Genomic DNA, 18,948 nt, shown 5'->3' on the forward strand with positions numbered 1-18,948 from the left:
TCGGGGGTGGGTTGCGGGTCAAAGGTCCTTTCCCCGATCCCGCCCCTTCCCGATCCGGCGACTCCGTCGCCCCTGGGTGGGCCTCCTGGGGCTGCGCCCCTAGACCCCCGATCGGCCTGGACGGCCTCGTCCTCAATCGCCGGACGGGCTGAGAGGCCGGCCTGTCCGGGGGTCTGGGGGCGGAGCCCCCTGCGCGCGCGGAGCGCGCTAATAGATGCAGCCGGGAAGGGGCGGGGTCGGGGAAAGGAACCGCCGGAGGCCGGGCGGCGGCCTAGCTCAGGATCACGCTGCGCGTCAGGTTGCGCGGCCGGTCCGGGTCGAACCCACGGGACTCCGCCAGCGCCACAGCGAGCCGCTGCGCCCGGATCAGATCGGCCAGCGGGTCCAGCTCACTGGTCACCAGCTCCCCGCCCACCCGGGCGACGTCCCCCGCGAGCCCCTCGGGAAGCTCCCCGAACATCCACGCCACCCGCCCGGGCCCGGTGATGGAGATCGGCCCGTGCCGGTACTCCATCGCCGGGTACGACTCCGTCCACGCCCCCGCGGCCTCCCGCATCTTCAGCCCCGCCTCCAGCGCGAGCCCGTACGTCCAGCCCCGCCCGAGGAACGTCCACTGCTCCGCGCCCACCACGGCGTCGGCCAGCGGCTCCGCCACCGCCAGCTCCGCGTCCGCCGCCGCCTCGGACACGGCCTTCACCCCCGGCAGCTCCCCGAGCCCCGCCCGCAGGAACGCCAGCGCCGTCGTGGCGAAGCGCGTCTGGACGACGGACTCCTCGTCCGCCCAGTCCAGGACCGCCACCGCGTCCGCCGCCTGCATCACGGGAGTCTTCGGGTCGGCCGTCAGCGCCACCGTCGCCACCGAGCCCTTCAGCTCGCCGAGCAGCTCCAGGACCTCGGTCGTCGTGCCGGACCGGGTGATCGCCACCACCCGGTCGTACGGGCGGCCCGCCGGGAACTCCGAGGACGCGAACGCGTCCGTCTCGCCCTGCCCCGCGGCCTCCCGCAGCGCCGCGTACGCGATCGCCATGAACCAGGACGTACCGCAGCCGGTCACCGCGACCCGCTCGCCCGGCTTCGGCAGGCCGTCGAACTCCTCGGCGGCCCGGGCCGCGCGCCGCCAGCAATCGGGCTGGGTGGCTATTTCTGCGGACGTACGCGACATGGAAGGCGTGGCAGGCACGGAAGACGTGGACGACATGAGTCAAAGCTCCTTGCTGGTGCGGTACTTGAGCGTCGTGCGGGAACGAGCTGTGCTTAGCAGCCCCGGGCCCGACCGGGCAATGGGGGCACACCGTTGCAGAAGTGATACTGGGGTGGTGTAGACCTTGTGTCGGGACGCGGGAGAAACTCGCAGTTCATGGAGTTGAGGAACAGGGTGGGACAGCAGTGCAGCGGCGCGTGACAGGGATAACCGCGGCTGGTGCCGCGCTGGGCTTGGCGGCGGTCCTCGCCGGCTGTGGCGGTCCGGGCGGATCGGACGACGTGACCCTCAAGCTGGTGGCCGCCGACTACGGCGACTCCGCCGCGAACAGCTCGCAGAAGTACTGGGACAGGCTGGCGAAGAAGTTCGAGGCCGCGCACCCGAACATCAAGGTCGAGGTGAGCGTCTACTCCTGGACCGACGTGGACCGCAAGGTCAAGGAGATGGTCAAGGCGGGCGACGCCCCGGACCTGGCCCAGATCGGCGCGTACGCGGACTACGCCGCGCAGAAGAAGCTCTACACCGCCGACGAGCTGCTCTCCATCGCCACGCAGTCCGACTTCCTCGCCCCCCTCGCCCAGGCCGGCGAGGTCGACCGCACGCAGTACGGCATGCCGTTCGCCGGCTCCACGCGCCTGCTCTTCTACAACGAGAAGCTCTTCAAGGACGCGAACCTCGACCCGCCGCAGAGCTGGTCCGAGCTCGCCGCCGACGCCAAGGTGCTCAAGGCGCGCGGCGTGAAGTTCCCGTTCGCGCTGCCGCTCGGCCGCGAGGAGGCGCAGGCCGAGACCCTGCAGTGGCTGCTCAGCGGCGGCGGTGGCTACACCGACAACGTCGGCTCGTACGACATCGACTCCAAGCTGAACGTGAAGACGTTCACGTGGCTGCGCGACGAACTCGTCGGCAAGGGCCTGACCGGCCCGACCGAGCCCGGCAAGCTGAACCGCGCGGAGGCGTTCGCGGCGTTCACGCGCGGTGACGTCGGCATGCTCAACGGCCACCCCACGCTGATGAAGATGGCCGCCAAGAAGGGCGTCAAGTTCGGCATGGTGCCGATGCCCGGCGTGAACGGCAACTCCGAGGCGACGATGGGCGTCGCCGACTGGATGATGGCGTTCAAGCAGCACGGTCACCGCAAGGAGATCGGCACGTTCCTCGACTACGTCTACAGCGAGAAGAACGTCCTGGAGTTCAGCCGCGAGTACGACCTGCTGCCGGTCACCACGTCCGCCTCGCAGGTGATGGCGGACGACAAGAGCAAGGCCGACCTCGACAAGTTCCTGAAGGAGCTGCCGACTTCGCGCCTCTACCCGGTGGGCCACACGTCCTGGGCCGGGGTGTCCGTCGACATCAAGAAGTACATCGGCAAGACGGTCGGCCCGAACGGCAATCCGCAGTCGACGCTCGGCCAGATCCAGCGGGCGGCCCAGGCCGAGGAGAACTCGGAATAGCGTGAGGGCATGACGACCAGCGACGGCACCGGCGACGGCGGCACGGAGAGCGGGGACCGGGGGCTGGGCGCGCAGGCGCGGGCCGTCCTCGCCCTGGAGCGGCGCAACTGGCCCGGCCCCGGCGCCAAGGAGCGCGCGATCCGCGAGGAGCTCGGCATGGCGCCGGTCCGCTACTACCAGCTCCTGAACGCCCTCCTGGACGACCGGCGCGCCCTCGAGCACGACCCGGTGACGGTCAACCGCCTGCGCGCCACCCGGCAGACGCGGCGCGACGAGCGCTGAACCGGGCCGCGCAGCGCGTACGGCGGCGTGCCGGAAACGGCCCGTAATGCCCTGACCGGGACCCGCATCGCCCTGACCAGGACCCCCATCGTCCTGACCGGGACGTGAAAGGGCGTCGGGCGCTCCCCGGCGGCGGGCAGTAAGGTCAGGCCCATGGGTGACCCTCAGTACTCCCGGCGCTCGCTGACCGTGCCCGAGCCCGTGACCGCGGCGGGCCGCGACGGCCTCGCCGCGCTGCTCGCGCGCCCCCAACAGGCCGTGATCGCGCTCGACTTCGACGGCACGCTCGCGCCGATCGTGCCCGACCCCGAGCAGGCCCGCGCCCACCCGGAGGCGGTCCCCACGCTCGCCGCGCTCGCGCCGAAGCTGTGCTCGGTCGCCATCGTCACCGGCCGCCCGGCGGGCGTCGCGGTCCGCTACGGCGGTCTCGCGGGCGTCCCGGGCCTGGAACACCTCGTCGTCCTCGGGCACTACGGCGCGGAGCGCTGGGACGCGGTCACCGGCACGGTGCGCGCCGCGGACCCGCACCCCGGCGTCGCCTCCGTGCGCGCCGAACTCCCCGGATTCCTCGACGCGATCGGCGCCTGGAGCGGCATCTGGATCGAGGAGAAGGGCCGCGCCCTCGCCGTCCACACGCGCCGCGCGAAGGACCCGCAGGCCGCCTTCGACGAACTGAGCGCGCCCCTCGCCGAACTCGCCTCCCGCCACGGCCTGATCGTCGAACCGGGCCGCCTGGTCCTTGAGCTCCGCCCGCCCGGCATGGACAAGGGCGTCGCCCTTGCCGACTACGTCCGCGAGGTGGGCGCCGAGTCCGTCCTGTACGCGGGCGACGACCTCGGCGACCTCACCGCCTTCGCGGCCGTGGAGAAGCTCCGCTCCGACCGGATCGCGGGCCTGAAGGTGTGCAGCGGCAGCCCGGAGGTCGCCGAACTCGCGGGCCGCGCGGACCTGGTGGTGGACGGCCCGGAGGGCGTGGTGGCCCTGCTGCGGGCGGTCTCCGCTCAACTCTCCGCTCAACTCGACTGATCCGCACCGATGTTGGGCGGGTCGGGAATCGGATTCCCGAAGTAGTCGTGCGTGGTCCCGTCGCCCCCGTCTCCGTCCACGGACCCGGCCCCGCGCGCGGGTGAGCCGTCCTTCAGGCGTACGTCGTCGGGGGCGCCCGGTGCGGCGGACCGGAGCAGCGGATCGGCGCGGACGCCGGCGGTGTCACGGGGCTGGTCGGTGCGCCAGTAGAGGTTGTTGCGGAAGGTGCTCACGGTGTCGCGGATCGGGGACCCCTGGCCGGAGGCCGCCCCCACGAACACGTTGTCCTCGAAAGTGACGCCCGTGGGGCCGTTGTTGGAGACGAGGGCGGTGTCGGACCTGTTGGTGACGATGGTGTTGCGGTAGATCCGCGTATCGGTGGAAGCGCCGCAGACGACGGAGACGACGCCGTAGGGCGAGGCGGTGTTCCGGTCGTTGACACTGATGTTGTCGTGGACGCGGTTCCCGTCGCTCACCATGCCTTCGGCGTTGCAGACGAGCAGGAAGCCGCCCTCGTTGTCGTGGCTGTAGTTGTACCGGTAGACGTTGCGGTTGTTGCCGCCGTCGATGTCGTACGCCATGGAGTCCCGGGTCCCGTGCCCCCCGCTGACCTCGTTGTACTGGTACAGCACGTCGTCCGCGTCCCAGGCCCACACCCCGGCGTTGTAGCCGGCCGACCGCATGTTGAACCCGTCGACGCGGTTGCGCTCGACGAGGGCGCCGCGCGCCTTCTGCACGACGATGCCGTCGCCCCCGACGTCGTACACCTTGTTGCGCGTGAACCGGACGTCGGTGGACTGCATGTGACCGGCCCCGGAAGTGCGCTTCCAGGTGGAGGAGGTGGCGATGCCGGTGCGGTCGACGTGGCGGACGGTGGAGCGGTCGACGCGGATGCCGTCGAACCGGGTGGGGGTGGTGGACCCCTTCACGGTGAAGAGGATGCCCCCGCTCGGGTCCGGGTCCTTGAAGTCGGCGCCGTTGACGTCGTGGACGTCGACGCCCTCGACGACGAAGTGGTGGGCGACGCCGTAGTCGGTGAGCTCGACGTAGAGGCCCGCGCGGCGGTCGGTGGTGGTGGCGGGGCCGGTGTTGGAGAGGTCGAGGTTGCGGATCTCCCACTGCTCGGTGTTGCCGAGGAGCAGCGCGGCGCGGGCGCCCCCGCCCTCGATGTGCGGCTTGCCCGCCCTCTTGCTCCCGTAGGCGTCGATCCGCACGGGCGCCCCCTCCGCGCCCTTCCCCTGGGGCGCGAGCACGCCGTCGCACCGCGTGCCGCGCTTGAGGAGCAGGCGCTCGCCCGGGGCGTAGGTGTGGGCGCTCGCCTGGGCGAGGGTGCGCCAGGCGGTGGCGGGGGAGGTGCCGCTCGCGGCGTCGTCGCCGCGTTGGCAGTCGAGGTAGTAGGTGGTGGGGGCGCCCGGTGCGGCGGTCGCCGTGGGGGTGGCGGCTGCGGCCAGGGCGGTGGCCAGCAGGAGGGTACGTAGGGGCATGGCCCCGGAACGTAGTCGGGCACCCCCTCAAGGGCCCATGGACAAACCGCGGTTGCTGTTGGACGCAACTTTTCCCCAACCCCGCCCCTACCCGATCCAGCGGCCTCGTCCTCAAGCGCCGGCCCACCCGCCCATAGGGATAGCCCGTCCGGCGATTGAGGACGAGCCCTTAAGGCGATAAGGGCCCACCCAGTGCGACGGAGTCGCGGATTCGGGAAGGGGCGGGGTTGGGGAAAAGGCCCCGCAGGGTCAGGCGTCCAGCGCCCGCAGCTGGTCCAGGAACCACTGCCCCGGCGGCAGCGCCGTAGCCGCAGCCGCCAGCCGCTTCGTCCGCTCGGCCCGCTCCTCCACCGGCATGGTCAGCGCCTCATGAAGCGCCCCCGCCGTCCCCGTGACGTCATACGGATTCACGACCACCGCATCCTCCCCCAACTCCGCGAACGCCCCCGCCTCCCGCGAAAGCACCAGCGCACACCCCTCGTCCGACACCACGGGAACCTCCTTGGCGACGAGGTTCATGCCGTCCCGGATGGGGTTCACCAGCGCCACGTCCGCCAGCCGGTACGCGGCGAGGGAGCGCGCGAAGTCGTCCTTGACGTGGAGGATCACCGGGGTCCAACCCTCCGTGCCGAAGCGGGAGTTGATGGACTCCGCGACCCGCGACACCTCCGCCGTGTAGTCGCGGTACACCGCGAGGTCCTGCCGCGACGGATACGCGAACGCGAGGTGCACCACGCGCTCCCGCCACTCGGGCCGCGTCTCGAGCAGCAGCTCGTACGCCCGCAGCCCCCGCACGATGTTCTTCGAGAGCTCCGTCCGGTCCACCCGGACGATCACCTTCCGCGCCCCGTCCCCGGCCGCGTCCCCGCCGATCTGCTCCCGCAGCCCCCCGATCCGCTCCTCCACGTCGTCCCGCCGCGACCGCTCCCGCAGGAAGTCCGCGTCGGCGCCGAGGCCGTGCACCCCGATCCGGGTGCCCGACGTCCCGCCGAGGATCCGCACGCAGCAGTCCGTGAACGCGTCCGCCCACCGCGAGGTGAGGAAGCCGAGCCGGTCCGCGCCGAGCATGCCGCGCAGGAGCTGCTCCGCGATGTCGTCCGGCAGCATCCGGAAGTAGTCGACGGGCGCCCAGGGGGTGTGCGAGAAGTGCCCGATCCGCACGTCGTCCCGCAACTCGCGCAGCATTCCCGGCACCAGCGCCAGGTGGTAGTCCTGCACCACCACCGTCGCCCCCGGCGCCGCCTCCTCCGCGAGCGCTTCCGCGAAGGCGCGGTTGTACGCCTCGTACGACGCCCAGCGGCGCCGGAACTCCGTTCCGAACGACGGCTCCAGGGGCGTCTGGTACAGCATGTGGTGCACGAACCACAGCACCGAGTTCGCGATGCCGTTGTACGCGTCCGCGTGCACGTCGGCGTCGATGTCCAGCATCCGCACGCCGGGCTCTCCGGCCCCGCGCCGCACCGCCTCGCGGTCCCCGTCGCTCAGCGCCGCGCACACCCACAGCTTGTCCTCGACGACGCTGAGCGCGGAGACGAGGCCGCCCCCGCCGCGCTTGGGGGTGAGAGTGCCGTCGTCCGCCGCCTCGTACGAAACGGGGCCGCGGTTGGACGCGACGAGAACCTGGGACTGTGCCGACTGTGCTGACTGCTCGGAGACCATGCAGCGAAACTAGCCTGTCCCGGAAACGCTCAAACGTGCGGATGGGGACGGCCGGACTCTTTGGCGAGTCCGGCCGTCCCCGGCTGTGCAGGAAGGGGTGGGTGAGGGTGCGTCAGTCTCTCGGTTCCTCGGCCCCTCGGCGCGTCAGTCCCTCGGCGCGTCAGTCCCTGCGGCTGCGCACCGCCGCGAGCGCGAGGACCCCGAGCCCGCACAGCGAGGCCGCGAGGCCCGCGTACAGGAGGGCGGAGGAGTCGTCACCGGTCTCGGCCAGTTCGGCGCCGCCGGGGTGCTGCGGCTCGTGCGGGCCGGGGCGGCCCTGGATGCGCTGGGAGAGGATCGCCGTGGTGCACGGGTCGTCGCCGCCGCGCATCGTCTTGGAGCAGTTGCTGCCGGGCGCCGTCACCGTGATGACGGTGACCTCGCCGGGCGTGCAGGACACCTTGACGTTCTGCGTGATCGTGACGGTGCCGTGCGCCTTCACGTCGCCGGTCCAGGTGTAGGTGGAGCCCTTCTTCGTCACCGTGCCGCTGCTGGCGACGGGCTCCGAGGAACCGGGCTTGACCGGCCAGGACGCGGTGGCGCCGGTGCGGTCACGGGCCGACTTGTTCCGCACCGTGATGGTGTTCTTCACGGAGGAGCAGGCGGGCGCGACCGGGGTCTGCGGGTGGCTGACGACGGTGACGGGCGGCTGCTGCGGGGACTTCACGATCTGCGGCGCCGCCCCGCAGTTCGGGTCGGTGCTGTCCTCGTCGCAGTTGGAGCGCGGGGACTCCACGTCGACGTTGTTGCGCAGCTTGCCGTCACCACTGACCGGGTCGTTGACCTTCACCGAGTACGTGACGGTCGCCGTCTGCCCCGCCGGGATGTCACCGACGTAGCTGACCCTCGGCTTCGCGTACGAGACGGTGCCCATGCTCGCCTTGGCGTCGTCGTTGTACGTCGCGTCGTCGAGGTTGTCGCTCAGGTCGTCGCTGAACTTGGCTCCCGGGTAGGGGAGTTTGCTGATGTTCTTCGCCTTGATCGTGTACGTCAGGGTGCCGCCGGGCGCGACCTTCGCGGGCGAGGCCGTCTTGGTGACCTCCAGGTCCGGCACCGGCACGGAGAGCGCGAGCTGCGAGGGGACGTAGACGTCGCCGGTGCTCGTGAAGGTGAGCTTCGCGGAGGTGGCGCCCACGGGAACGGCGCCGTCCGGCACTTCGAAAGCCTTCGCGTCGATGCTCAGGTTGTTGCGGTACTTCGGGTTGAGCGCGCCGTCGTCCTCGCTGATGAAGAAGTTGTCGGTCTTGCCGGTGTGCGACTCGGCGACGGGCCTGCCGTCGACGAGGAACTGGTCGCCCTTGGTGTTCCAGTCGCCCTCGTACGCCGTCACGCTCGCGTGGATGTCGCCGTCGGTGCGGTAGAAGCCGTCGACGGGAACGGTGGTGGAGGCGTCCGCGGCCACGGCCTTCTTCCTGACCGAGCGCTGGATGACGTGGCCGCCCCAGATGTATACGTTGCGCCGGTCCGGCGCGTACTGCGCGTTGGGGCCGTCGTACTTGTAGACCACGGTGAGCGACCAGCCGCCCACACAGCCCTGGCCGGTCGGCGCCCAGACGTCGCCGACGGCCACCTCGACGGGGCTGCCGGTCCTGACGCCCGCGAAGGAGCTCGTGACGTCGGCCTCGGCGGTGTAGTAGTGCGGGCCCTGGGTGGCATTGGGGGAGCGGACCGCGTTCTCCACGTTCACCCGGGACTCGGTGCCGCCGTCGACGCGGATGACGGGGCGGGTGGTGAGGGGGTCGCCGGGCGCCTTGTCCACCGGCTTGTTGCCCTCGCGGTTGAGGTCGCAGATGTCGCGGACGGTCCTGCCGAAGCGGTGCGTGCCCGCGTTGCCGCCCCAGAACAGCCGGGCGTAGTCGACCTTCGCGCCCGGCGGGACGGTGACCCGACCGGTGCTGGAGTCGAAGGTGCCGGTCAGGCCCGCGGTGTTGATGCGGTGCTCGACGAAGTTGTTGTTGTTCTTGGTGCCCTCGGCCCGCTGGGTCTCCTTGCAGGCCGCGGCCACGTCCGCCGGGCTCGTCGGGCAGTCGAGAACGGCGTTGCCGACGGTCTTGAAGTCCCCGTACAGCGATTCGTCATAGCGCTTGGTGAAGGGGGAGATGACCTCGGCGGAGGCCGGGGAGGCCGGGGAGGCCGGGGAGGGCGCGGCCGCGAGGGCGGTGGTCGCGGTGGCCGAGACGACCAGGGCCGCGGCGAGCTTTCGGACTGCTTGTCTAACCCACATAAATGGGAAATTTAGGCAAAGCGCATGATCGCTTGCCGTTACGCCACGCGTCTGGCCGCGTACTCCTCGATGCCGGACATCGGCGGCCGCTCCTCCGTGTCCACCGCGTAGGTGCGCGGTTCGAAGCCGTGCTCCCCGCGCACGAACTGGGTCAGCTCGGGCCGCACCAGGTGCCCGCGGGCCAGGCGCAGCTGTGCCGTCCGGTAGATCGCCGCCGCCATCCGCCCGAGCGCCTGCCCGTCCTGGTGCCGGTGCCTGCGCACCCCGACGTCGACCTGCGCGAGCGCGTCCAGGCCCACCGTGTGCAGCGCGTCGACGAGCAGGCCCAGCTCCACCCCGTACCCGACGGGGAAGGGCAGCCGCTCCAGGAGCGAGCGCCGCGCCGCGTACTCGCCGCCCAACGGCTGGACGAACCCGGCCAGCCGGGGCCAGTGGAAGTTGAGCAGCGGCCGCGCCATCAGCTCGGTGACCCGGCCGCCCTGGCCCGCGGAGCCACCGAGGGGGCGGTCGTACATCGCCTTCACGAACTCCACGTCCGGGTCGGTCAGGAGCGGCCCGACGATGCCCGAGACGAAGTCCGCCGAGAACTCCTTGAGGTCCGCGTCGACGAAGCACACGATGTCGCCGCTCGTCACGAGGAGCGAGCGCCACAGGACCTCACCCTTACCGGGGACCACCGGAATCCGGGGCAGCACCTCGTCCCGGTGTATGACACGGGCACCTGCCTCGCGCGCGACCTTCGCGGTGCCGTCCGCCGAGCCGGAGTCGATCACCACGAGATCGTCGACGAGCGGGGCCTTCTCGATCAGCTCGCGGCGGATCTCGGCGACGATGTCACCGACCGTCTCCTCCTCGTCGAGGGCGGGCAGGACGACGCTCACGGTGGTGCCACAGGCCCGCTTCGCGGCGAGGAGCTCATCGAGCGGACGGTCGGCCACGGACCAGGAACGCCTGCTCAGCCAGCGCTCGACTTCTTCCAGCACGGTCAGCGGCTCCTTAATTGTGATCCATCTCGCGGTTCGGACGACTATCTCAAGGGTCCTGGCCGTCGGTTACAGTCTTGAGCAAGGCCGGTGACCATCGCATGTCGGGGGTCGCCGCCGCCCGAGAGGGCGAACCGAAGACCAACAACCGAATACCGCTCATCCAGAGGGGCAGAGGGATACGGCCCGTTGAAGCCCCGGCAACCCTCCAGCCGGTCTCGTGGCGACGCCGCAACGTCGACACCGCGAGGCTCCCGGCTAGGGAAGGTGCCAATTCCGTCTCGCGGCGAAGTGCGTCGCGGGGAAGATGAGGAGAAAGGGCCTCGCCTCCATGGCTGTGCAGACTGTCGCCACCACTGGTACCACCACCCCCGTAGACCTCGGTCCGGCCTCCGGCCTCTCCTGCCGTGAGTGCGGAACCCGCTTCGAGCTCGGCCCGATCTTCGCCTGCGCCGAGTGTTTCGGCCCCCTCGAAGTCGCCTATGACTTCCCGGCCACTGGCCCGGAAGCCCTCCGCAAGCAGATCGAGTCCGGCCCCGCCAACGTCTGGCGCTATGCCCCGCTGCTGCCCGTCCCGGCCGACGTCGCCGAGAAGCCGAACCTGAACCCGGGCTGGACGAAGCTGGTCAAGGCCGACAACCTCGCCCGTGAACTGGGCGTCGCGCAGGGCAAGTTGTTCGTCAAGGACGACTCCGGCAACCCCACGCACTCCTTCAAGGACCGCGTCGTCGCGCAGGCCATCGAGGCCGCGCGCGCCTTCGGCTTCACCACCCTGTCCTGCTCCTCGACCGGCAACCTGGCCGGTGCCGTCGGCGCCGCCGCCGCCCGCGCCGGCTTCCGCTCCTGCGTCTTCATCCCGCACGACCTGGAGCAGGGCAAGGTCGTCATGGCCGGTGTCTACGGCGGTGACCTCGTCGCCATCGAGGGCAACTACGACGACGTGAACCGCTTCTGCTCCGAGCTCATCGGCGACCCGCTGGGCGAGGGCTGGGGCTTCGTGAACGTGAACCTGCGGCCGTACTACGGAGAGGGCTCCAAGACCCTCGCGTACGAGATCTGCGAGCAGCTCGGCTGGCAGCTGCCCGACCAGCTGGTCATCCCGATCGCCTCCGGCTCCCAGTTCACGAAGATCGACAAGGGGCTGCAGGAGCTGATCAAGCTCGGCCTCGTCGAGGACAAGCCCTACAAGCTCTTCGGGGCCCAGGCCGAGGGCTGCTCGCCGGTCTCCGTCGCCTACAAGGGCGGCCACGACGTCGTCCGCCCGCAGAAGCCGAACACGATCGCCAAGTCCCTCGCGATCGGCAACCCGGCCGACGGCCCGTACGTCCTGGACATCGCGCGCCGCACGGGCGGTGCCGTGGAGGACGTGAACGACGAGCAGGTCGTGGACGCGATCAAGCTGCTCGCCCAGACCGAGGGGATCTTCGCCGAGACGGCGGGCGGCGTGACCCTGGGCGTCACCAAGAAGCTGATCGAGGCGGGCGCCATCGACCCGAACCTCACCACGGTCGTGCTGAACACGGGCGACGGCCTCAAGACGCTGGACGCCGTCGCCGACAGCTCGCAGGCGACCGCCACCATCCGCCCCAGCCTGGACGCGTTCCGCGACGCGGGCCTGGCCCACTGATCCACGTACGACCGCGTCCGCAGGAAGGACCCACCCCATGAGCGTCAACGTCCGCATCCCCACCATTCTCCGCACCTACACCGGCGGCCGGGCCGAGGTCCCCGCCGAGGGAGCCACCCTCGGTGAGGTCATCGCCGACCTGGAGAAGAACCACACGGGCATCGCCGCCCGCGTCCTGGACGACCAGGGCAAGCTGCGCCGCTTCGTGAACGTGTACGTGAACGACGACGACGTGCGCTTCGAGCAGGGCCTGGAGACCGCGACGCCGGACGGCGCGGGCGTTTCGATCATTCCCGCCGTCGCGGGCGGCTGAGCCGCGAAGGAGGTCCGTCCGCGGACTTCCGCAACAACTCTGCGTTATTCGGATTGCCCCCTCCGGGAGAAAGCGGAGGGGGCAATTCTGTGTCGTTGAGCGCGGTACAGTTGAGGAGCACGCTGTGCCGTTAGTGCCGAGCGCATATACGAAGTCGGCCGCTCGCCCGCCAGAAGTAGCCAAAGTACCTTGCCCATTTGGGCTCATTGCGGCATTTGCCGGGCCCGACTTGCCCTGAACTCCGGCAGAATCGCCGGATATTACCGATCGGGCGTGCCCAGAATTCTCGTCCGATTGACCTGTTGCAGACGGCAGTTGGGCAGATACATTCAGCCGCGGTCGACGCGTTCCGGCGCACACCCCCATCACCAATGGGGCGTGAGGTCTGACCCGGGTCCGCGAAGTGCGGTCCTGCGCAAGGGCCAGTAATAGGGGAGTTAGGCATGGCTCAGGGCACCGTCAAGTGGTTCAACGCGGAGAAGGGGTACGGCTTCATCGCGGTCGACGGTGGTGCGGATGTATTCGTCCACTACAGCGCGATCCAGATGGACGGGTACCGCACCCTTGAAGAAGGTCAGCGGGTCGAGTTCGAGATCTCGCAGGGCCAGAAGGGTCCGCAGGCGGACATGGTCAAGCTGGCCGTCGGCTGAGCTGGCGCGTCCGGCCAACTAGGCACTCACGGCGAGGGCCCGTATCCCGAGAGGGGTACGGGCCCTCGTGCGTGCCGGGGCGCGCCGGTGCGCCCCGTTCGGGATCCGTGAGAGCCGCTTGCACTCGCATGGGTCGAGTGCTAATCATTGGCGTTAGCACTCTACGAGTGAGAGTGACAGAACTTGGATCGGGCCGGTGAGGTCGGCAGACCGGGTGGGGCAAGGAACCACAAGGGCTGCGGGCCGTCCGTCGCGGGCGCCAGTGCGGTCCTGCTTTCCACCCCTGTCCGGGAGGACCACTTCACATGGCCAAGATCATCGCGTTCGACGAGGAGGCACGGCGCGGCCTCGAGCGCGGCATGAACCAGCTCGCCGACGCCGTCAAGGTGACCCTGGGCCCCAAGGGTCGCAACGTCGTCCTCGAGAAGAAGTGGGGCGCCCCCACGATCACCAACGATGGTGTCTCCATCGCCAAGGAGATCGAGCTCGAGGACCCGTACGAGAAGATCGGCGCCGAGCTGGTCAAGGAGGTCGCGAAGAAGACGGACGACGTCGCCGGTGACGGCACGACGACCGCGACCGTCCTGGCCCAGGCCCTGGTGCGCGAGGGTCTGCGCAACGTGGCCGCCGGTGCCAACCCGATGGCTCTGAAGCGCGGCATCGAGAAGGCCGTCGAGGCTGTCTCGGGCGCCCTGCTCGAGCAGGCGAAGGATGTCGAGACCAAGGAGCAGATCGCTTCGACGGCCTCCATCTCCGCCGCCGACACCCAGATCGGCGAGCTCATCGCCGAGGCCATGGACAAGGTCGGCAAGGAAGGCGTCATCACGGTCGAGGAGGCCCAGACCTTCGGTCTGGAGCTGGAGCTCACCGAGGGCATGCGCTTCGACAAGGGCTACATCTCGGCGTACTTCGCCACCGACATGGAGCGTATGGAGGCGTCGCTCGACGACCCGTACATCCTGATCGTCAACTCGAAGATCGGCTCGGTCAAGGACCTGCTGCCGCTCCTCGAGAAGGTCATGCAGTCCGGCAAGCCGCTGCTGATCATCGCCGAGGACGTCGAGGGCGAGGCCCTGTCCACCCTGGTCGTCAACAAGATCAAGGGCACCTTCAAGTCCGTCGCCGTCAAGGCCCCGGGCTTCGGCGACCGCCGCAAGGCGATGCTGAACGACATCGCCATCCTCACGGGCGGCGAGGTCATCTCCGAGGAGGTCGGCCTCAAGCTGGAGAACGCCGGTCTGGAGCTCCTCGGCCGCGCCCGCAAGGTCGTCATCACCAAGGACGAGACGACCATCGTCGACGGCGCCGGCAGCAGCGACCAGGTCCAGGGCCGGGTCAACCAGATCCGCGCCGAGATCGAGAACTCGGACTCGGACTACGACCGCGAGAAGCTCCAGGAGCGCCTGGCGAAGCTCGCGGGCGGCGTGGCCGTCATCAAGGCCGGTGCCGCGACCGAGGTCGAGCTCAAGGAGCGCAAGCACCGCATCGAGGACGCCGTGCGCAACGCGAAGGCGGCCGTCGAGGAGGGCATCGTCGCCGGTGGTGGCGTGGCCCTGCTGCAGGCTTCCTCCGTCTTCGAGAAGCTCGAGCTCGAGGGTGACGAGGCCACCGGTGCCGCCGCTGTGAAGCTGGCCCTGGAGGCCCCGCTGAAGCAGATCTCCGTGAACGCCGGCCTCGAGGGTGGCGTCATCGTGGAGAAGGTCCGCAACCTCACCCCCGGTCACGGCCTGAACGCCGCGAACGGCGAGTACGTGGACATGATCGCCGAGGGCATCATCGACCCGGCGAAGGTGACCCGCTCTGCCCTGCAGAACGCCGCCTCCATCGCCGCGCTGTTCCTCACCACCGAGGCCGTCATCGCCGACAAGCCGGAGAAGGCCGCCGCGGCCGCTCCGGGTGGCATGCCGGGCGGTGACATGGACTTCTGAGCCCCCGAGGTTCAGTAGTTCATGGCGTGACCCGCAGTACCCGCAGTACCCGCTTCACGTCGAGGGCGGCACCCCTTCTCCCAGGGGGGTGCCGCCCTCGGCGCGTGGTGCGGGGCCTGTTGGGGCGGCGGGGCCCGCTGTGCTTGCGGTGGAGTGCACTCCAACTCCTAGAGTGCGGTCATTCTCAGGGCGCGGTCGCCTTCGACGGGCCGCCTTCGGCAAGGGAGTTCACCATGCGCTACCGCGCTCTCGGCGGCACCGGCATCGAGGTCAGCACCTACTGCCTCGGCACGATGATGTTCGGCGCCGTCGGCAATCCCGACCACGACGCGTGCGTGCGCGCCGTCCACACCGCGCTCGACGCGGGCATCAACTTCGTGGACACCGCCGACATGTACTCCGCCGGCGAGTCCGAGGAGATCACCGGCAAGGCGCTGCGCGGCCGCCGCGACGACGTCGTGCTCGCGACGAAGGTGCACTTCCCGATGGGCGAGGTCCCCAACAGGGGCGGGAACTCGCGGCGTTGGATCGTGCGTGCCGTGGAGGACAGCCTGCGCCGCCTCGGCACCGACTGGATCGACCTCTACCAGATCCACCGCCCCGACCACACGACGGACATCGAGGAGACCCTCGGGGTGCTCGGCGACCTCGTGCGGGAGGGCAAGATACGGGCCTTCGGGTGCTCGACCTTCCCCGCCGAGGACATCGTCGAGGCCCACCACGTCGCGGAGCGGCGCGGGCTCATGCGCTTCCGCACCGAGCAGCCGCCGTACTCGCTCCTGGCCCGCGGCATCGAGAGGTCGGTGCTGCCGACCGCGCGCCGCCTCGGTATGGGCGTCCTGACCTGGGGGCCGCTCGCCTCCGGCTTCCTCTCCGGCAAGTACCGCACGGGGCTGCCCGTGGACCTCGACGGCAACCGCGCCAAGCTCAACCGGCAGCGGTTCGACCCGGCCGTTCCCGGCAACACCGAGAAGCTGGCCGTCGCGGAGCAACTGCACCAGCTGGCCGGGGAATTGGGCTGCACGCTGCCCGAGCTGGCGGTGGCCTTCCCGCTCGCGCACCCCGCCGTCACCTCGGTGATCCTCGGCCCGCGCACCCAGGAGCAGCTGGACCTGTTCCTGAAGGGCGCCGAGCTGACCCTCGACGACGCGACGCTCGACCGCATCGACGAGCTGGTCCCGCCGGGCACCGACCTCTACCGGGCCGACGGCGCCTGGACCCCGCCCGCCCTCACCGACACGGCGGGGCGGCGGCGCGCGGCGGGGGACCGGGCCGCGGCCTGAGCCCGGGGCTCACAGGGCGAGGGCCAGGAAGCCCAGCAGGTAGGCGAGGGCGAAGACGACCGGGACCCACTGCTCCACGTACGAGATCTGGAGGTACTTCCTCGGGTCCCGGCCCTCGCCGAGGAAGCCCCACTCCGCGCGCGAGTACGCGTACGCGGGCAGCCGCTCCTCCAGGGCGCCGATGACCTGCCACTTGACCTTGTTGAGCTGGCGGTAGGAGCGCACGAGGACGAACCACGAGACGCACATCGTCAGCAGGATCACGAACCCGGGCAGCAGCAGCCACACCGAGATCCCGTCGCGCAGCTCGGGGGCGGCCGTGGCGAGCACGGTGACGAGGACGCTGTTGGCGGTGAGGAAGAACGTGTTGGAGACGCTGCGGCGCGCGCTGGAGCGGTCGGCCAGCTCCACGCACAGCTTGTACTGCTCGAAGACGGCGGTGCGGTAGCGGTCGGAGGAGTCGGACTCGCGGTAGTCGGCCGGGCCTATGGACTCGTTCCAGAGGGCGTCCCGCATCTCGGTCATGGCGGAATGATGCCGCGCAACTCCCTTGCCCCACCAGACCCTTGGAAACCGTCGGCGGCCGGTCGGCGGCCGGTCACCGACCGTCGGCTAGGGTCCGGGACATGACCATGACCGGGAGCGCCACGACCGCCACGGCCATCGCGGTGACCGGGCACATGGACCTGGCCGGGCCGACCGTGCCGCTCGTACGCGCGGAGCTGGAGCGGCTGCTCGCGCCGTGCGCCGGGGCCGGGCTCACCGGTCTGTCCTGTCTGGCGGCGGGCGCCGACGCGCTGTTCGCGGACGCGGTGCTGGCGGCGGGCGGCCGTCTGGTCGCCGTCATCCCGTCGCGGGACTACCGCGCCGCGCAGGTCGCGCCGTCGTACGCCGCGGACTTCGACCGGCTGGTGCGGGCGGCGGCCGAGGTGGCGGTCATGCCGTACGAGTCGGCGGGCCGGGACGCGTACGAGGCCGCGAACCGCGCCCTGCTCGCGCGCGCCGACCGGCTCGTGGCCGTGTGGGACGGGACCGCGCCCACCGGGAAGGGCGGGGGCACCGCCGATGTGGTGGGCGCGGCACGGGAGTTGGGGCTGCCGGTGGACGTGGTGTGGCCGCGGGGGGCCCGGCGCGGCGCCTAGCGATGCTTCAGGGCGCGGCGCCGAGGGGGTGCTCGGTGCCGCGCCCGGGGGCAGGGGTGCCCGGCGGGTCAGACCTTCGCCGCTTCCGGGGCCGGGGCCGCCGGGCCCAGGGGGTCCGTTCCCTCCGCCCGTGCCGCCGCCGGCTCTCCCGCGGCTGCCTCCTGGGGATCCGCGTTCAGGTCCACCAGCATCTGCTTGCTGAAGCCGAAGAAGTACGTGGTGAAGAAGCCGACCAGGTAGCCGACGAGGAGGCCGCCGCCGTAGATCGCGGCGGTGAGGCCGAGGCCCTTGTTGCCGTCGAGGAGGGGGAACAGGGCCCAGCCGGACGGGCCGATGGCCGTCGAGCCGACCTTGTCGCCGAGCATCGAGAAGGCGCCGATGAACGCGCCGCCCGCCGCGCCGCCCACGCACGCCGTGATGAAGGGGCGGCCGAGGGGCAGCGAGACGCCGTAGATCAGGGGCTCGCCGACGCCCAGGAAGCCTGCGGGGAGGGCGGACTTGATCGTCGTACGGATCGACTTGTTGTGCTTGAGGCGCTTGTAGACCGCGATCGCGCAGCCGACCTGGCCCGCGCCCGCCATCGCCAGGATGGGCAGCAGGACCGTGAAGCCCTGCTGCTCGATCAGGGTGGTGTGGATGGGGATGAGTGCCTGGTGCAGGCCCAGCATGACCAGCGGCAGGAAGAGGCCGCCGAGGACCAGGCCCGCGAAGGCGCCGGTGTTGTCCAGGAGCCAGTTCGCCGCCGTGCCGATGCCCGTGGAGACCTCACCGGCCGCGTACATCAGGCCGAAGATCGTGACGAGGCCGGAGATGAGGACGGTGAGGGTGGGGGTGACCAGGACGTCCACCGCCTCCGGCACCCTTCCCCAAGCTCTCGACTTCGCTCGACCAGGGGAGACCCCATCCCTGCACCACTTCTCGACCCGCGTCGCCAGCCACGCCGCGCCGAGCGCACCCAGCACACCGCCCTGCCCCGGGGAGAGCTTCTGCCCGAACGCCTCGATGTTCGCGACGCCCGCGTACACGATGATCGCCGCGACCGCGCCGCCCAGGATCGGGGTGCCGCCGAACTCCTTCGCCGTGTTGTAGCCGACGAACACCGCGATCAGCGCCATGAAGCCGGAGGCCATCGCGGTCAGGGCGGGCGTGATGCCGGGCAGCCACTCCAGGTTGACGAGGAGGCCGTTGATGCCCGCGATGATGCCGCAGCCGATCAGGGCCGGGATGAGGGGCACGAAGATGTTGGCGATGCGGCGCAGGAAGAGCTTGAACGGGGTGGCGTTCTTCTCCTTCCGCGCCGCCTTGATGGCCGCGCCCTGGGCCGCCAACTCGTCGGCGTTCAGGGTGTGTTCGGGGGCCGGGGCCGTGGGTGCGGCCGGGGCTGCGGCCGCGCGTCCCTCCGCCACCAGCGCCTCGAACTCCGGCGTGACCCGGGCGACCTTCCCGGGGCCGAGGACGATCTGGTACGTGTCGTCCTCGACCACACCCATGACGTCCGGCAGCGCCCTCAGCGCCTCGTCCTGGACCAGGGAGCGGTCGGCGAGGCCCAGGCGGAGCCGGGTCATGCAGTGGGCGACGGTGGTGACGTTGGCCGCCCCTCCCACGAGGGGGAGGATCGCGGCGGCGGTGGCGCGGTTCTTGTCTGTGCTCATGGTG

The 18,948-nt window shown here is 70.7% G+C and carries 16 protein-coding genes and 1 riboswitch; of the genes, 9 read left to right on the top strand and 7 right to left on the bottom strand.

Annotated features, from left to right (window positions below; translation table 11 throughout):
* Window positions 1–271: 271 nt before the first annotated feature.
* The gene (locus tag ACQB60_RS11495) at window positions 272–1,162 is read right to left on the bottom strand and encodes an SIS domain-containing protein (protein ID WP_496926168.1); all 891 of its coding nucleotides are present in this window, start codon (window positions 1,160–1,162) and stop codon (window positions 272–274) included.
* A 224-nt stretch (window positions 1,163–1,386) separates the two neighbouring features.
* Between ACQB60_RS11495 and ACQB60_RS11500 the strand changes: the two genes are divergently transcribed.
* From ACQB60_RS11500 to otsB, 3 genes are all read left to right on the top strand, one after another.
* Entirely contained in the window at window positions 1,387–2,652 is a 1,266-nt protein-coding gene (locus tag ACQB60_RS11500) for an ABC transporter substrate-binding protein (RefSeq protein WP_496925800.1), read from the top strand.
* Window positions 2,653–2,661: 9 nt separating this feature from the next.
* Window positions 2,662–2,934, top strand: a complete 273-nt coding sequence (locus ACQB60_RS11505) for a DUF3263 domain-containing protein (RefSeq protein ID WP_496925801.1) — start codon at window positions 2,662–2,664, stop codon at window positions 2,932–2,934.
* 153 nt (window positions 2,935–3,087) lie between these two features.
* Window positions 3,088–3,960: a trehalose-phosphatase gene (gene otsB, locus ACQB60_RS11510; protein ID WP_496925802.1), complete on the top strand. Its 873-nt coding sequence runs from the start codon at window positions 3,088–3,090 to the stop codon at window positions 3,958–3,960.
* On the opposite strand, the gene ACQB60_RS11515 is transcribed toward otsB, so the two are convergent.
* The 4 genes from ACQB60_RS11515 to ACQB60_RS11530 all read right to left on the bottom strand — a co-directional run bounded on the left by ACQB60_RS11515 (window position 3,948) and on the right by ACQB60_RS11530 (window position 10,349).
* Window positions 3,948–5,444: a right-handed parallel beta-helix repeat-containing protein gene (locus ACQB60_RS11515; protein ID WP_496925803.1), complete on the bottom strand. Its 1,497-nt coding sequence runs from the start codon at window positions 5,442–5,444 to the stop codon at window positions 3,948–3,950. The genes otsB and ACQB60_RS11515 overlap by 13 nt on opposite strands.
* Before the next feature lie 249 nt (window positions 5,445–5,693).
* Entirely contained in the window at window positions 5,694–7,103 is a 1,410-nt protein-coding gene (locus tag ACQB60_RS11520) for an alpha,alpha-trehalose-phosphate synthase (UDP-forming) (RefSeq protein WP_496925804.1), read from the bottom strand.
* A 160-nt stretch (window positions 7,104–7,263) separates the two neighbouring features.
* On the bottom strand, window positions 7,264–9,366 hold the full coding sequence (locus tag ACQB60_RS11525; protein ID WP_496925805.1) for a DUF7927 domain-containing protein: 2,103 nt from the start codon (window positions 9,364–9,366) through the stop codon (window positions 7,264–7,266).
* Between the two features lie 38 nt (window positions 9,367–9,404).
* Window positions 9,405–10,349 (bottom strand): glucosyl-3-phosphoglycerate synthase, encoded by a 945-nt coding sequence (locus tag ACQB60_RS11530; protein ID WP_496925806.1) that lies wholly within the window; start codon window positions 10,347–10,349, stop codon window positions 9,405–9,407.
* Window positions 10,350–10,505: 156 nt separating this feature from the next.
* Window positions 10,506–10,663, top strand: a riboswitch (SAM riboswitch).
* A gap of 17 nt (window positions 10,664–10,680) precedes the next feature.
* Between ACQB60_RS11530 and thrC the strand changes: the two genes are divergently transcribed.
* From thrC to ACQB60_RS11555, 5 genes are all read left to right on the top strand, one after another.
* On the top strand, window positions 10,681–11,976 hold the full coding sequence (thrC, locus tag ACQB60_RS11535) for a threonine synthase (protein ID WP_496925807.1): 1,296 nt from the start codon (window positions 10,681–10,683) through the stop codon (window positions 11,974–11,976).
* Window positions 11,977–12,013: 37 nt separating this feature from the next.
* Entirely contained in the window at window positions 12,014–12,289 is a 276-nt protein-coding gene (locus ACQB60_RS11540; RefSeq protein WP_496925808.1) for a MoaD/ThiS family protein, read from the top strand.
* 443 nt (window positions 12,290–12,732) lie between these two features.
* Window positions 12,733–12,939 carry a cold-shock protein gene (locus ACQB60_RS11545; protein WP_003967346.1) on the top strand — a complete coding sequence of 69 codons (207 nt, stop codon included), beginning with the start codon at window positions 12,733–12,735 and terminating at the stop codon, window positions 12,937–12,939.
* Between the two features lie 305 nt (window positions 12,940–13,244).
* Window positions 13,245–14,867, top strand: coding sequence for a chaperonin GroEL (gene groL, locus ACQB60_RS11550; protein WP_384836068.1), 1,623 nt, complete (start codon window positions 13,245–13,247; stop codon window positions 14,865–14,867).
* A gap of 233 nt (window positions 14,868–15,100) precedes the next feature.
* The gene (locus tag ACQB60_RS11555) at window positions 15,101–16,150 is read left to right on the top strand and encodes an aldo/keto reductase (protein WP_496925809.1); all 1,050 of its coding nucleotides are present in this window, start codon (window positions 15,101–15,103) and stop codon (window positions 16,148–16,150) included.
* 9 nt (window positions 16,151–16,159) lie between these two features.
* On the opposite strand, the gene ACQB60_RS11560 is transcribed toward ACQB60_RS11555, so the two are convergent.
* Window positions 16,160–16,675 carry a RipA family octameric membrane protein gene (locus ACQB60_RS11560; protein ID WP_496925810.1) on the bottom strand — a complete coding sequence of 172 codons (516 nt, stop codon included), beginning with the start codon at window positions 16,673–16,675 and terminating at the stop codon, window positions 16,160–16,162.
* A 101-nt stretch (window positions 16,676–16,776) separates the two neighbouring features.
* Between ACQB60_RS11560 and ACQB60_RS11565 the strand changes: the two genes are divergently transcribed.
* Window positions 16,777–17,292, top strand: coding sequence for a hypothetical protein (locus ACQB60_RS11565; protein ID WP_496925811.1), 516 nt, complete (start codon window positions 16,777–16,779; stop codon window positions 17,290–17,292).
* Window positions 17,293–17,360: 68 nt separating this feature from the next.
* On the opposite strand, the gene ACQB60_RS11570 is transcribed toward ACQB60_RS11565, so the two are convergent.
* Entirely contained in the window at window positions 17,361–18,944 is a 1,584-nt protein-coding gene (locus tag ACQB60_RS11570; RefSeq protein ID WP_496925812.1) for a PTS transporter subunit EIIC, read from the bottom strand.
* Window positions 18,945–18,948: the final 4 nt, after the last annotated feature.

The organism is Streptomyces odontotermitis, assembly GCF_050510915.1.
Classification (GTDB): domain Bacteria; phylum Actinomycetota; class Actinomycetes; order Streptomycetales; family Streptomycetaceae; genus Streptomyces.

Bases quoted from the DNA above. Each gene is read 5' to 3' on its own strand.
- ACQB60_RS11520 (WP_496925804.1), bottom strand. From the start codon at position 7,103: ATGGTCTCCGAGCAGTCAGCACAGTCGGCACAGTCCCAGGTTCTCGTC.
- ACQB60_RS11555 (WP_496925809.1), top strand. From the start codon at position 15,101: ATGCGCTACCGCGCTCTCGGCGGCACCGGCATCGAGGTCAGCACCTAC.
- ACQB60_RS11540 (WP_496925808.1), top strand. From the start codon at position 12,014: ATGAGCGTCAACGTCCGCATCCCCACCATTCTCCGCACCTACACCGGC.
- ACQB60_RS11505 (WP_496925801.1), top strand. From the start codon at position 2,662: ATGACGACCAGCGACGGCACCGGCGACGGCGGCACGGAGAGCGGGGAC.
- ACQB60_RS11515 (WP_496925803.1), bottom strand. From the start codon at position 5,444: ATGCCCCTACGTACCCTCCTGCTGGCCACCGCCCTGGCCGCAGCCGCC.
- otsB (WP_496925802.1), top strand. From the start codon at position 3,088: ATGGGTGACCCTCAGTACTCCCGGCGCTCGCTGACCGTGCCCGAGCCC.
- groL (WP_384836068.1), top strand. From the start codon at position 13,245: ATGGCCAAGATCATCGCGTTCGACGAGGAGGCACGGCGCGGCCTCGAG.
- ACQB60_RS11565 (WP_496925811.1), top strand. From the start codon at position 16,777: ATGACCATGACCGGGAGCGCCACGACCGCCACGGCCATCGCGGTGACC.
- thrC (WP_496925807.1), top strand. From the start codon at position 10,681: ATGGCTGTGCAGACTGTCGCCACCACTGGTACCACCACCCCCGTAGAC.
- ACQB60_RS11570 (WP_496925812.1), bottom strand. From the start codon at position 18,944: ATGAGCACAGACAAGAACCGCGCCACCGCCGCCGCGATCCTCCCCCTC.
- ACQB60_RS11545 (WP_003967346.1), top strand. From the start codon at position 12,733: ATGGCTCAGGGCACCGTCAAGTGGTTCAACGCGGAGAAGGGGTACGGC.
- ACQB60_RS11525 (WP_496925805.1), bottom strand. From the start codon at position 9,366: ATGTGGGTTAGACAAGCAGTCCGAAAGCTCGCCGCGGCCCTGGTCGTC.
- ACQB60_RS11560 (WP_496925810.1), bottom strand. From the start codon at position 16,675: ATGACCGAGATGCGGGACGCCCTCTGGAACGAGTCCATAGGCCCGGCC.
- ACQB60_RS11495 (WP_496926168.1), bottom strand. From the start codon at position 1,162: ATGTCGCGTACGTCCGCAGAAATAGCCACCCAGCCCGATTGCTGGCGG.